Raw genomic sequence first — 13325 nt, forward strand, 5'->3', positions numbered from 1 at the left:
GGGGCGGCGTGGGGACGATTCAGTGTTTGGAAGGTCGGGGATGGTTCTGGGGGGGTGGGCAGGGTGTGGGGGCTGGCTCCCCCCGCACCCCCGCGCGTATTTGGCAAGGAAGAAGGGGCGGATCATGGGTTTTCACCTGCGTGCGTTTGAGCCGGGCGATGTCGCCGCGCTGACCGAGATGGTGAACATGCCGGGTGTCATCCACGGCACCTTGCAGCGGCCGTTTCAGTCGCTGGCCGACCGGCAGCGCCGCAATGAGGCGTTTCAGGCTTTGGTGCAGATCGCGGCGGTGGATGGCGATGACCGGCTGGTCGGGCATCTTTCGCTGACGGGCAATGCCAATCCGCGCCGTGCCCATGCCGCTGATCTGGGCATGGCGGTGCGCGATGACTGGGTTCGCCGCGGGGTCGGCTCGGCGCTGCTGGCCGCCGCCGTGGTGCAGGCGCGCGATTGGCTGGGCCTGCGGCGGCTGGAGCTGACGGTCTTTGCCGACAACGGCCCGGCGATCGCGCTCTATCGCAAGCAGGGCTTTGTCGAGGAGGGGCGGTTTCACGGCTGGGCTTTGCGCGCGGGCCGGTATGAAGATGTGATCGCCATGGCCATCACCCTGAACTGACCGGTTTGTGATGGGCCGGGACGGGTGCTGCGGCATTTTGTCCTTGTGTGTCGCGGCGTGGCGTGCTGAAGGGCGCCCGACGAAAACACTAAGGATTTAAGGGGTATTTGACATGCAGATTTTTGACAATCCGCTGCGCTATGGCACCATCACGCGGCTGCTGCATTGGGGGATCGGGGCGCTGATCCTGTGGCAATTGCTGGGCATGGCGATCAAGCTGGTGGCGGGGCGCGATGCGGAACTGACCAAGCTGGTTGCGGGCAACCATTCCGCGATGGGGTTCACGATCTTCATCCTGGTCCTGCTGCGCGTCCTCTGGGCGGGGGTGAACGCCGGGCGGCGTCCGGCGCATGGCACCGGGCTTTTGGCGCTGGCGGCGCGGGCCGGTCACGGGGCGCTTTATGCGCTGATGCTGGCGGTGCCGGGGATCGCGCTGCTGCGCGCCTACGGCGGTGAGCGCGGCATGAATGTCTGGGGGATCGAGCTGTTCGCCCCCCGCCCCGAAGGCCAGGCCGTGTCGTGGATGGTCGAGCTGGGCAACACCCTGCACGGCACGCTGGGCTGGGTTCTGGCGGCGCTGATCGCGGGGCATGTGGTGATGGTGGTGATCCACCACCGCATCCTCCGTGACGATACCCTGCGCCGGATGGCGGGCAAGTAAGCCCTAGACCCGCCGCAGCCGCTGGCGCAGGTCGCCATAAAGGCTGCGGCGCTCGGCCGGGGTCAGGAAAGCGGCCAGTTCCACGACGCGCGGGCCGCCGTGCAGGGTCAGGTAGAACGGCACGGGGGCGTGGCCTGCGTCCATCTGCACCTGGGCGCGGTCCAGCGGTGCCTGCCAGAGGCGGGGCGGCTGGCCGGGGTCGTGGCGCGTCAGGGTGAGGGTGCCCGCCTCGATGCGCAGCACCTCACGGCAGGCGCTGCGGCGGCGGTGCAAATCCAGCGCCCACCAGACACCTGCCAGGGCGCCGAGCGCAAAGACCAGCAGCACCCATAGCGCCGGACTGCCGATCAGCGCCAGCAGCGCCAAGCCCAGCAGACCGGCGGTGGTGGCGATGAAGCCGGTGAACAGGCCCGGCGTCAGCGACTGATGCGCCGTGGCCTGCATCACCTCGGCATCCGGCGTGGTCATCCAGCGATAGGGCATGGCGGCAGCCCCTGGTTGATCGGGGTTTCCCCCATGAAAAAGGCCCCGGATCGCGCCGGGGCCTTGATGATCTTCGGCCCGTCTTAATGGGCGTGGCTGTGATCCCAATCCTCGCGCTTGGGCAGTTGCTCGAACGTATGTTCGGGCGGCGGGTTGGGCAGGGTCCATTCCAGCGTGTCGGCATATTCGTTCCAGTAGTTGTTCTGGGTCACGCGGGCGCCGAAGCGCAGGGTGTAGAACACCACGCCGATGAAGAACAGGAAGCTGGCGAAGCTGATGAAGGCGCCGATCGAGCTGATATAGTTCCAGGTCGCGAAGGCCTCGGGATAGTCGATATAGCGGCGCGGCATCCCCTGACGGCCCAGGAAGTGCTGGGGGAAGAAGGTCAGGTTCGAGCCGATGAACATCATCCAGAAGTGCAGCTTGCCCGCCCATTCGGGATACTGCCGGCCCGACATCTTGCCGATCCAGTAATAGATCCCGGCGAAGATCGCAAAGACCGCGCCCAGCGACATCACATAGTGGAAATGGGCCACGACGTAATAGGTATCGTGATAGACCCGATCCAGCGGCGCCTGCGACAGCACCACGCCGGTCACGCCGCCGACGGTGAACAGGAACAGGAAGCCGAAGGCCCACAGCATCGGTGTCTTGAACTCGATACTGCCGCCCCACATGGTTGCGATCCAGGAAAACACCTTGATGCCGGTGGGCACCGCGATCACCATCGTCGCCAGCATGAAATAGGACTGCTGGGTCAGCGACATGCCCACGGTATACATGTGGTGCGCCCAGACGACGAAGCCCAGCACGCCAATCGCCACCATCGCATAGACCATCGGCAGATAGCCGAAGATCGGCTTGCGCGCGAAGGTGGAAATGACGTGGCTGATGATGCCGAATCCGGGGATGACGATGATATAGACCTCGGGGTGGCCGAAGAACCACAGGATGTGCTGATACAGGATCGGGTCGCCCCCGCCCGCCGGGTCAAAGAAGGCGGTGCCGAAGTTGCGATCCATCAAGAGCATGGTGATGGCACCGGCCAGCACCGGCAGCGACAAAAGGATCAGCCAGGCGGTGACGAAGACCGACCAGGCAAACAGCGGCACCTTGTGCAGGGTCATGCCCGGCGCGCGCATGTTCAGGAAGGTGGTGATGATGTTGATCGCCCCCAGGATCGAGGACGCGCCCGAGACGTGGACGGCGAAGATCGCCAGATCCATCGAAATCCCGTCTTCCTTTTGCGACAGCGGCGGATACAGCACCCAGCCCACGCCCGACCCGGGCTGACCATCTCCGCCCGGCGCCAGCAGCGAGGCGACGCCAAGCGCCACACCGGCCACATACATCCAGTAGGACAGGTTGTTCAGTCGCGGAAACGCCATGTCCGGCGCGCCGATATGCAGCGGCATGAAATAGTTGCCGAACCCGCCAAACAGCGCCGGGATGACGACGAAGAACATCATCAGCACCCCGTGATAGGTGATCATGACGTTCCACAGATGCCCGTTCGGGGTGCATTCCCCGGCGGCGGCGGCGGTGAACCTGGCGCCCTCCAGGCACATGTACTGGACGCCCGGCTCCATCAGCTCCATCCGCATGTAAACGGTGAAGGCCACCGAGATCAGGCCGACCAGGCCCGCGGTGAACAGATAAAGGATCCCGATATCCTTGTGATTGGTCGACATGAACCAGCGGGTAAACCACCCGCGGGTGTCATGGTCGCCATGCCCGTGAACGGCGGCATCTGCCATGCGACTCTCCCTCAGTCTTGCGACAATCCCGACGGTGCCGGGCCTGTTGTCGGTGATCGGCAGCCTCTCCCAAGCGGCCGATGGGGCAGTTTATGCAGAAAAAAACCGCCCGGGCAACGGGGCAAAAGGCGGATGCCGGGCCGGGTGTCACTTTTGCGCGACCGGGCGGGCGACGGGCATGAAAAAACCGCCCGGCGCGATGCCGGGCGGTTCAGGATCTGCCAGCGGCTTACTGGGCCGGCGCGTCGGGCGAGACCGAACGCAGATAGGCGACCAGATCTTCCTGACCCTTGGCCAGCTTGAAGGTCATCTTGGTCTTCAGGCTGGGATCGCCGACCTTTTCCTCGGTGTATTTGTTCGGGTCGGTGATGTAATGGGCCAGATCCTCGTCGGTCCAGACCTCACCGGCCTCGCCCAGCTTCACCAGAGCGTCGGAATATTTGAACCCTTCCAGCGTGCCCGCCTTGCGGCCGACGATGTTCCACAGGTTCGGGCCGACCTTGCCGCCCTTGACGATTTGGGTGCCGTCCGCCGCGACGATGGCGTGGCAAGCCTTGCACTTGTTGAACTCTTTCTCGCCCTTGGCGACGTCGCCCGCAGCAAAGGCCGGGGCGGCCAGCACGACGGCAGCCAGCGAGGCAATGATGGTGAGTTTCATTTTGGGTCCCTTCCTCAAGACGATCGGCGCGCGTGCGGGCGACTCGCCCACGGCGCTGATTCCCCCAATGGCTAACACACCGGCGGGGCAGCGCGAGATAACAAAAGTCAATTCGCGGCCTACATGCGACTTTTCGCCAATGCCTCAGCGTGCCGCTTCGCGCTGATCCCAGACCTGGCGCAGGGCGATGTCCAGGTCAGCCATGCTGACCGGCAGGCCCAGGTCGACCAGGCTGGTCACGCCGTGCCCGCTGATGCCGCAGGGCACGATGCCGGCGAAATGCGACAGGTCGGGTTCGACATTGATCGACAGGCCGTGAAAGCTGACCCAGCGGCGCAGACGGATGCCGATGGCGGCGATCTTGTCCTCGCGCATCGTGCCATCGGGCAGGGGGGGCTTGTCGGGGCGGGCCACCCAGACGCCAACACGGCCACAGCGCCGCTCGCCCGTGATGCCGAAACCGGCCAGGGTCTCGATCACCCAATCCTCAAGCCCGGCGACAAAGCGGCGCAGATCGCGGCCGCGCGCGGCGACATCCAGCATGACATAGACAACGCGCTGACCGGGGCCGTGATAGGTATATTGCCCGCCGCGCCCGGCGTCATAAACCGGAAAGCGGTCGGGTTGCAGCAGATCGGCGGCATCGGCGCTGGTGCCTGCGGTATACAGCGGCGGATGCTCGACCAGCCAGATCAGCTCATCCGCGCCGTCATCGCGAATCGCGGCCGCCCGCGCCTCCATGAAGGCCAGGGCCTCGGGATAGGGCACCAGCCCCGGTTCGATCCGCCATTCCACCATCCCCGCGATATGCCGCTGCCCGCCGCGCAAGGCAAGCCCGCGCCTTTCTTCTTGGCCCAAATATCCCCCGCGGAGCGTCCGCACCCTCAACCCGCGCGCCGCCAGACCGGCGGCCCGCACCCAAAAACCGGCTTTCCTTCCGCCCCGCCGCGCGCTATATGCGCCCCCACCTGCCCGGATCGTGCGGTCGTGGCGAAATGGTAGACGCGCAGCGTTGAGGTCGCTGTTCCTTAACCGGAGTGGAAGTTCGAGTCTTCTCGACCGCACCATCCAGGCCCTTGGCCAGGCCCTTGGCCGAATGCCCGGTTTTCGGGCGCATCGCCCGGAAAATACCCCCTTCATCAGCCCGCTGACGCCACGTCGCCTTTGCGCGACAAAGCGCCGCTTTCGCATGTTGCAAAGCCAACGGCCATCCGCTTAAGTCGGCGGGCGGGAAACGATAACACCAAACGGGGGGCCGCTTTTGTCCACTGCTGCAACGGACGATGGTTTCGTCGTCTTCGACCACGTCCAGAAAAGCTACGACGGCCAGACGCTTGTCGTGAAAGACCTGAACCTTTCGATCGGCAAGGGTGAGTTCCTGACCATGCTCGGCCCGTCGGGCTCGGGCAAGACCACCTGCCTGATGATGCTGGCGGGCTTCGAGACCGCGACCCATGGCGAAATCCGCCTGGCCGGGACCAACATCAACGATCTGCCCCCGCACAAACGCGGCATCGGCATGGTCTTTCAGAACTATGCGCTGTTTCCCCATATGACGGTCGGCGAAAACCTGGCCTTCCCGCTGGAGGTGCGCGGCATCGGCAAGGCCGAGCGCGAGGCCAAGATCGCCCGCGCGCTTGACATGGTGCAGATGGGCAGCTTTGCCAACCGCCGCCCCGCCCAGCTTTCGGGCGGCCAGCAGCAGCGCATCGCCCTGGCCCGCGCGCTGGTCTTTGACCCGCAGCTTGTGCTGATGGATGAACCGCTGGGGGCGCTGGACAAGCAGTTGCGCGAACACATGCAGTTTGAAATCAAGCACCTGCATGACAGTCTGGGCATTACCGTGGTCTATGTCACCCATGACCAGAGCGAAGCCCTGACGATGAGCGACCGCATCGCCGTCTTCAACGATGGCCGCATTCAGCAACTCGCCAGCCCGGCCGATCTGTATGAGCGCCCCGACAACAGCTTTGTCGCGGGCTTCATCGGGGAAAACAACAAGATGCCGGGCGTGATCGAGGCGATCGAGAACGGCCGCGCCACCGTGCGGCTGACCTCGGGCGAGGTGATCGACGCCACCGCCGTCAACGTCACCCAGCCGGGGCAGAAGACCGTCGTCTCGATCCGCCCCGAACGGGTCGAGTTCCGCGAAAGCCTGTTGCCGCCGGGCGCCCATCTGATCGACGCCGAAGTGCTTGAGGTCATCTATATGGGCGATATGTTCCGCACCCGGCTGCGTGTCGGGGGGGATGACAATTTCATCCTCAAGGCGCGCAACACCGTGGGGCAGCGCAAGTTCACCGTGGGCGAACATATCCGCATCGGCTGGCTGCCGCAGGATGCGCGCGCGCTGGACCCGACCTGAACCGATCCTGCGGGCCAAGTTGGCCCGCCTGTGCCGTCGTTGATCCACCCCTTAACCGAACCTTGCAGGAGGCCAAGACCGTGCGAATCCACCTTCTACTGGCAACCACCGCCCTGATGGCCGCAGGCTCTGCCGCGCAGGCCGAAGGCACCGTGAACGTCCTGTCCTGGGGCGGGGCCTATGGCAAATCCCATCTGGAAGCCTATGCCAAACCGTTTGAGGCGAAGTCCGGCACCCGCGTGGTGATGTCGGATGCCGACAACCCCGCGACCCCGATCAAGGCCCAGGTCGAGGCCGGCAATGTCAGCATCGACGTCGCCTCGGTCGAATATGCCGATGCGGTGCGGCTGTGCGACGATGGCCTGCTGGAGGCGATCGACCCCGCCATCCTCGAGGCCGGGGCCGATGGCACCGCCGCCGCCGATGATTTCATCGAGGGCGCGGTCAGCGAATGTTTCGTCGCCTCGGACGTGTTCTCGACCGTGCTGGCCTATGACAAGAGCAAGTTCCCCGATGGCGCGCCGACCAAGCTGGCCGATTTCTTCGACCAGCAGAAGTTCCCCGGCAAGCGCGCCATGCGCAAGGGCGCCAAGGTGAACCTGGAAATGGCGCTGATGGCCGATGGCGTGGCGCCGGGCGATGTCTATGCGATGCTGGACACGCCAGAGGGGCTGGACCGCGCCTTCGCCAAGCTGGACACGATCAAGAGGGATGTCGTCTGGTGGGAGGCCGGCGCGCAGCCGCCGCAGCTGCTGGCCGATGGCGAAGTCACCATGGCGATCGCCTATAACGGCCGGATCTTCAACGCCGCCGTCACCGAGGGCAAGGCCTTCGACATCGTCTGGGACGGCCAGGTCTATGAGCTGGAAGGCTGGGTGATCCCGAAGGGCGCGCCGAACCTTGACAATGCAAAGGCCTTTGTCGGCTTTGCCACCGGGTCCGAGCCGCTGGCGCGGGCGGCGGAATGGATCAGCTATGGCCCGCCGCGCAAGTCCTCGGCGGCGCTGGTCGGCGTGTTCCAGCCTGATGGCAAGACCGAGATGACCCCGCATCTGCCCACCAGCCCCGACAACATGACCAATGCGCTGGCCTCGAACCTGGAGTTCTGGGTCGACCACGCGGGCGATCTGGAGGAACGGTTCAACGCCTGGCTGGCGCGGAACTGATGATCCTGACCGGGGGCGGCCCGCGCCCCCGGTCCTTGCACAAGGACAACCATGAAGCGCGACCCGACGACGATCCTTGGCCTGATGACCCCGTTTCTGGGGCTGGCGCTGACCGCGATCCCGGCTGGGGCGGCGGATCCGCCCGAACTGGCAGTCATGTCCTATGGCGGGGCGTTTTCGGCGGCGCAGGTCGAGGCCTGGAACCGGCCCTTCACCGAGGCGACTGGCATCAGGGTGCGGATGATCGACAGCGACAATCCGGCGCTGCCGATCAAGGCCATGGTCGAGGCGGGCAATGTCAGCATCGACGTGGCCGCCGTCGACAGTTCCGATGCCGTTCATCTGTGCGCCGAGGGGCTGGTCGAGCCGATCGACGCCGCGCGGCTGGCACCGGCGCCTGATGGCACCCCCGCGGCGCAGGATTTCCTGCCCGAGGGGCTGGGCGATTGCTTCGTCGCCACCGATGTCTATGCAACCGCGCTGGCCTATGACGCGCGCGCCTTTGAAGGGCGAAAAGCGCCCGCCAGCCCCGCCGATTTCTTCGATCTGGCGGCCCTCCCCGGCAAGCGTGGCGTGTCGAAACAGGCGCGCTTCACGCTGGAACTGGCGCTTTTGGGCGACGGCGTGCCGCCCGATCAGGTCTATGACCTGCTGGCCACGCCCGAAGGTCAGGACCGCGCCTTTGCCAAGCTGGACACGATCAAGAACCAGATCGTCTGGTGGGAGGCCGGCGCCCAGCCCCCGCAACTGCTGGCCGATGGCGAGGTCTCGATGACCTCGACCTATACTGGGCGCATCTTCACCGCCGTGGTCGAGGATGCGATGCCGTTCCACGTCATCTGGAACGGCCAGATCTATGTGACCGAAGGCTGGGTGATCCCCAAGGGCGCGCCGAACCCGCAGGCCGCGATGGACTATGTGGTGGCCACCACCACGACCCCGGCGCAGGCCGCCTTCACCCGCTTCATCAGCTACGGCCCGCCGCGCGCCTCGTCGCAGGGGCTGGTCGGGCTTTACAAGGATGACAAGACGCCGATGGCGCCGCATCTGCCCTCATCCCCCGCCAATATGGTGGGCGCGCTGGCCTATGGCACCGATTTCTGGGCCGATCACGACGCCGAACTGACCCAACGTTTCACCGCCTGGCTGTCCAGGCCCTGACCTGCGCGGCGGGCCATCGCCCGCCGGCTGCCCGCTGCGGGCCAAAACCAAGAACCGGCCAAAGCGCCATCATGACAACGGGAGTAATGTGACGATGAAGAAACTGATGATCCTGACCACCGCTCTGACCGGCCTGGCCTTCGCGGCCACCGCGCAAGAGGTCAACGTGGTGTCCTGGGGTGGCGCCTATGCCAAGTCGCAGGTCGAGGCTTACAACAAGCCCTTTACCGCCGCGACCGGCATCAAGGTCAACATGATCGACGCTGATAACCCGGCCACGCCGCTGAAGGCGCAGGTCGAGGCGAAGAACATCAGCGCCGATGTGTTCGACATCGAACTGTCCGATGCGATCCGGCTGTGCGACGAAGGTGCGCTGGTCGAGATCAACCCCGACGACCTGCCGCCCGCCCCCGATGGCACCCCGGCCAAGGATGACTTCGTGTCCGGCGCGCTGGCCGATTGCGCGGTCGCCAATATCGTCTGGGGCACGGTGATCGCCTATGACACCACCAAATTCGCCGAAGGTGCTGCCCCGACCACGGCGGCGGATTTCTTTGACACCGCCAAGTTCCCCGGCAAGCGCGGCCTGCCCAAGAACCCCAAGCGGACGCTGTATCTGGCGCTGTTGGCCGATGGCGTGGCCGCCGACAAGGTCTATGAGGTGCTGGCGACGCCCGAAGGCGTGGCGCAGGCCCTGGCCAAGCTGGACACGATCAAGGGTGATGTCGTCTGGTGGGAAGCCGGTGCCCAGCCGATCCAGTTGCTTGCGGATGGCGAAGTGGCAATGACCACCGCCTATAATGGCCGTGTCTTTGACGCCATCGTGGCCGAAAAGAAGCCCTTCCAGATCATCTGGGACGGTCAGTTCATGGATTACGACCTGTTTGCCATCCCCAAGGGTTCGCCCAATCCCGACGCCGCGATGGAATATCTGAAGTTCGCCACCGCGACCGAGCAGCTGGCGAAACAGGCCGAATGGATCGCCTATGGCCCGTCGCGCAAATCCTCGGCGGCGCTGGTCGGCAAGTATAATGACGGCGTGACCGATATGGCGCCGCATATGCCCACCAACCCCGAGAACATGAAGAATGTCGTCTGGTCGGATGCCGAGTTCTGGGCCGATCATGACGCCGAACTGACGGAACAGTTCAACGCCTGGCTGGCGAAGTAAGCCCGCCAACCGCCGCCCCGCCGATGATCCGGCGGGGCGGCCCACCGGACCTGACCGCTGAACGAAGGAAGCCCCATGGCGCTTGATCCCCATGCCGCAGTCGCCACCCAGGCCGCAGGCGTCGCCGCGCCGCTGACTACCGCCGACGGGGTGCCGCTGGCGCGCGCGCTGGCGCAATCCTCGGCCCGTGCGCGCCGCCGCGCGTTCCTGCTGGTCGCGCCGCTGTTGCTGTTCGTGGTGGTGACCTTCGTGGTGCCGATCTTCCAGATGCTGCACCGGTCGGTCTATAACGACGCCTTTTCGGCAAACATGCCGCAGGTCTCGGCCTGGTTCGCGCAGAACCCGCCCGGCACCCAGCCCGATGAGGCCGCCTATGCCGCCTTGGTCGCTGACCTGAAAACCGCCGCCGAAGCCAAGACCATCGGCATGGTTGGCACCCGGATCAACTATGAACGGCCCGGCTCGCGGTCGACCTTCACCTCGACCGGGCGCAAGGCAAAGAACCTGGAGGCGCCCTATCAGGCCGCGCTGACCGAGGCCGATGCGAAATGGGCCGACCCGTTGATGTGGCAGGCGATGCGCACGGCATCGACGCCCTATACCGGCAATTTCTATCTGTCCGCCGTCGACCGCACCCGCGCCGCCGATGGCCAGATCGTGCAGGTCGAGGAACAGGGCCGGATCTATCTGAAGCTGTTCACACGCACCTTCCTGCTGTCGGCGGCGATTACCGGGCTGACCTTTCTGCTGGGCTTCCCGATCGCGCATCTGCTGGCGACGCTGCCGATGCGCTGGTCGAACCTGCTGATGATCCTGGTGCTGCTGCCATTCTGGACCTCGCTTCTGGTGCGCACGACCGCCTGGATGGTGCTGTTGCAACAGCAGGGCGTGATCAACAACGCGCTGGTGGCGATGGGCATCATCGGCAACGATGGCCGGTTGAACATGATGTACAACCAGATCGGCACGCTGATCGCGATGACCCATATCCTGCTGCCGTTCATGGTGCTGCCGCTGTATTCGGTGATGCGCACCATCAAGCCCGCCTATGTGCGCGCCGCCCGCAGCCTGGGCGCGACCTCCTGGACGGCGTTCCGCCGCATCTATTTCCCGCAGACGCTGCCGGGCCTGGGCGCGGGGTCGCTGTTGGTCTTTATCCTGGCGGTCGGCTATTACATCACGCCCGCGCTGGTCGGCGGTTCGACCGGGCAACTGATCTCGAACCTGATCGCGGTGCATATGAACGAGACGCTGAACTGGTCGCTGGCCGCGGCGCTGGCCTCGATCCTGCTGGGCTGCGTGCTGGTGCTTTACTGGATCTATGACCGGCTGGTCGGCATCGACAACATGAAGCTGGGCTGAGGGGAACGATCATGGCACTTCCGAAATATGCGACGCCCCTGGAACGGATCTGGCATTACACCTATCTGGCGATCTGCGTGGCGATCTTCACCTTTCTGATCGCGCCGATCCTGGTGGTGATCCCGCTGTCGTTCAACGCCGAGCCGTTCTTTACCTTCACCGAAAAGATGCTGGCGCTGGACCCGGATGGCTACAGCCTGCGCTGGTATGACATGCTGCTGACCTTCGGGATGCAGAACCCCGACGCGCCGCGCGATGCCGCCTGGTGGGGCGATGTCTGGCGCAATGCGACCTGGGTCCATGCCGCCAAGAACTCGGTCATCATCGGCTTCTTCTCGACGCTGGTGGCGACGGTGCTGGGCACGCTGGCGGCGCTCGGCCTGTCGCGGCCCGAAATGCCGTTCCGGCGCATCATCATGGCGGTGCTGATCTCGCCCATGATCGTGCCGATCATCATCACCGCGACTGGGCTGTTCTTCTTCTATTCCAAGGTCGGTCTGGCCAACAGCTATACCGGCATCGTGCTGGCCCATGCGACGCTGGGCATCCCCTTTGTCATCATCACCGTCACCGCGACGCTGATCGGCTTTGACCAGTCGCTGAACCGCGCCGCCGCAAGCCTGGGGGCGAACCCGCGCACGACATTCTTTCGCGTGACCATGCCGCTGATCCTGCCGGGGGTCATCTCGGGTGCGCTGTTTGCCTTTGTCACCAGCTTTGACGAGGTGGTGGTGGTGCTGTTCGTCGCCGCCCACGACCAGCAGACGATCCCGCGGCAGATGTGGAACGGCATCCGCGAACAGATCAGCCCGGCGATCCTGGCGGTGGCGACGATCCTCGTCGTGTTCTCGATCGCGCTGCTGACCACGGTGGAACTGTTGCGCCGCCGGTCCGAGCGGATGCGCGGCGTGACGCCGTCGTAAGGTGAGTATTTAGTCAAAGAGGAAGGCCATGCCATTTCCTCTTTGCACAAATACTCACGGTAGCACGGCCAGCCAGAACCAGATCGTCAGGACCGAGGCGGCGGTGGCCACCAGCACCGAACTGGCCGCGACCCGCCGCGCCGCGCCATACATGTTGGCGAAAAGATAGGCATTCACCCCCGGCGCCATGGCGGCGGTCACCACAGCCGAGCGCATTCCCGCCACATCGGTGCCAAAGGCGCGGGTCAGCACATAGGCGATGGCCGGGTGCAGGATCAGCGCGGCAAAGGCGACGACCGCGACCAGCTTCATGTCGCCCTCGGGGCGGTAGCGGTAAAGCACGCCGCCTAGGCCGAACAGCGCGGCGGGAAGGGCTGCGCCCGCGACCATGGTGACCGCCGCCCAGATCGGTTCGGGCAGGTCATGGCCGCTGGCGCGCATTCCGATATTGGCGGCAAATCCCGCCATGATGCCGATCACCAGCGGCGTTTTCAGCACCCCGGTCAGGGCGCGCCGCGCGATGGTGGCCAGCGGTGCGGGCTGGCCGCGCGCCAGTGTGAACTCCATCATCGTGATGCCAAAGGTGTAAAGCAGCGGCGAATGGATCGAGATGATGGAATAGTTCCCCGCGAGCGCCTCGGCCCCATAGGCGCGTTGGGTGATCGGGATGCCAAGCAGCAGCGAGTTCGAGAACAGCCCGCAAAAGCCGATGGCGATGCAGTCCGGGCCAGGGCGGTGAAAGACAAAGCGCGCGATCCCGGCGGCGAAGAAGAAGCCCGCGAAGGCCCCGGCGTAAAAGGCCGTCAGCAGGCCCAGGTCATAGGCCGCGCCCAGGTCGATCTGCGCGATGGATCGAAACAGCAGCACCGGCACGGCGAAGTTCTGGGCAAAGCGCATGATGCCCTCGATCGCGGGATCGGCGATCAGCCCCGACCAGCGTGCGCCGTAACCATAGCCGATCACCAGAAAGACCGGCAGGATGACGGTCAGCAACGCCTCCAT

General features: G+C 65.1%; 13 protein-coding genes and 1 tRNA gene. 9 read left to right on the forward strand and 5 right to left on the reverse strand.

The genetic code is table 11. The annotated features are described in order from the left end of the window. Nucleotides 1–124 precede the first annotated feature (124 nt). Both ACEYYA_RS09580 and ACEYYA_RS09585 read left to right on the forward strand, forming a co-directional pair. Nucleotides 125–616: a GNAT family N-acetyltransferase gene (locus ACEYYA_RS09580; RefSeq protein ID WP_374800029.1), complete on the forward strand. Its 492-nt coding sequence runs from the start codon at nt 125–127 to the stop codon at nt 614–616. Between the two features lie 112 nt (nt 617–728). Continuing rightward, nucleotides 729–1277: a cytochrome b gene (locus ACEYYA_RS09585; RefSeq protein ID WP_374800031.1), complete on the forward strand. Its 549-nt coding sequence runs from the start codon at nt 729–731 to the stop codon at nt 1275–1277. Between the two features lie 3 nt (nt 1278–1280). Here the strand turns inward: ACEYYA_RS09585 and ACEYYA_RS09590 are convergent, their stop codons facing one another. From ACEYYA_RS09590 to lipB, 4 genes are all read right to left on the reverse strand, one after another. Continuing rightward, a complete protein-coding gene (locus tag ACEYYA_RS09590) occupies nt 1281–1760 on the reverse strand; it encodes a DUF2244 domain-containing protein (RefSeq protein WP_374800033.1) in 480 nt (159 codons plus the stop codon). Nucleotides 1761–1843: 83 nt separating this feature from the next. Then, nucleotides 1844–3517 carry a cytochrome c oxidase subunit I gene (gene ctaD, locus ACEYYA_RS09595; protein ID WP_374800035.1) on the reverse strand — a complete coding sequence of 558 codons (1674 nt, stop codon included), beginning with the start codon at nt 3515–3517 and terminating at the stop codon, nt 1844–1846. 229 nt (nt 3518–3746) lie between these two features. Next, nucleotides 3747–4175 carry a c-type cytochrome gene (locus tag ACEYYA_RS09600; protein WP_374800037.1) on the reverse strand — a complete coding sequence of 143 codons (429 nt, stop codon included), beginning with the start codon at nt 4173–4175 and terminating at the stop codon, nt 3747–3749. 144 nt (nt 4176–4319) lie between these two features. Next, entirely contained in the window at nt 4320–4973 is a 654-nt protein-coding gene (lipB, locus tag ACEYYA_RS09605) for a lipoyl(octanoyl) transferase LipB (RefSeq protein WP_374800039.1), read from the reverse strand. Between the two features lie 183 nt (nt 4974–5156). Between lipB and ACEYYA_RS09610 the strand changes: the two genes are divergently transcribed. From ACEYYA_RS09610 to ACEYYA_RS09640, 7 genes are all read left to right on the forward strand, one after another. Continuing rightward, nucleotides 5157–5242, forward strand: a tRNA-Leu gene (locus ACEYYA_RS09610). Between the two features lie 194 nt (nt 5243–5436). Then, entirely contained in the window at nt 5437–6540 is a 1104-nt protein-coding gene (locus ACEYYA_RS09615; RefSeq protein ID WP_374800041.1) for an ABC transporter ATP-binding protein, read from the forward strand. A gap of 116 nt (nt 6541–6656) precedes the next feature. Then, the gene (locus tag ACEYYA_RS09620) at nt 6657–7706 is read left to right on the forward strand and encodes an ABC transporter substrate-binding protein (RefSeq protein ID WP_374800399.1); all 1050 of its coding nucleotides are present in this window, start codon (nt 6657–6659) and stop codon (nt 7704–7706) included. Between the two features lie 51 nt (nt 7707–7757). Further along, a complete protein-coding gene (locus ACEYYA_RS09625; protein WP_374800043.1) occupies nt 7758–8867 on the forward strand; it encodes an ABC transporter substrate-binding protein in 1110 nt (369 codons plus the stop codon). A 94-nt stretch (nt 8868–8961) separates the two neighbouring features. Beyond that, the gene (locus ACEYYA_RS09630) at nt 8962–10038 is read left to right on the forward strand and encodes an ABC transporter substrate-binding protein (protein WP_374800045.1); all 1077 of its coding nucleotides are present in this window, start codon (nt 8962–8964) and stop codon (nt 10036–10038) included. 75 nt (nt 10039–10113) lie between these two features. After that, nucleotides 10114–11400: an ABC transporter permease gene (locus ACEYYA_RS09635; protein ID WP_374800047.1), complete on the forward strand. Its 1287-nt coding sequence runs from the start codon at nt 10114–10116 to the stop codon at nt 11398–11400. A gap of 11 nt (nt 11401–11411) precedes the next feature. Further along, nucleotides 11412–12323: an ABC transporter permease gene (locus ACEYYA_RS09640; protein ID WP_374800049.1), complete on the forward strand. Its 912-nt coding sequence runs from the start codon at nt 11412–11414 to the stop codon at nt 12321–12323. A gap of 54 nt (nt 12324–12377) precedes the next feature. On the opposite strand, the gene ACEYYA_RS09645 is transcribed toward ACEYYA_RS09640, so the two are convergent. Beyond that, nucleotides 12378–13325 carry an AEC family transporter gene (locus ACEYYA_RS09645; RefSeq protein ID WP_374800051.1) on the reverse strand — a complete coding sequence of 316 codons (948 nt, stop codon included), beginning with the start codon at nt 13323–13325 and terminating at the stop codon, nt 12378–12380.

The organism is Paracoccus zhouxuedongae, from assembly GCF_041927815.1.
Taxonomy (GTDB): domain Bacteria; phylum Pseudomonadota; class Alphaproteobacteria; order Rhodobacterales; family Rhodobacteraceae; genus Paracoccus.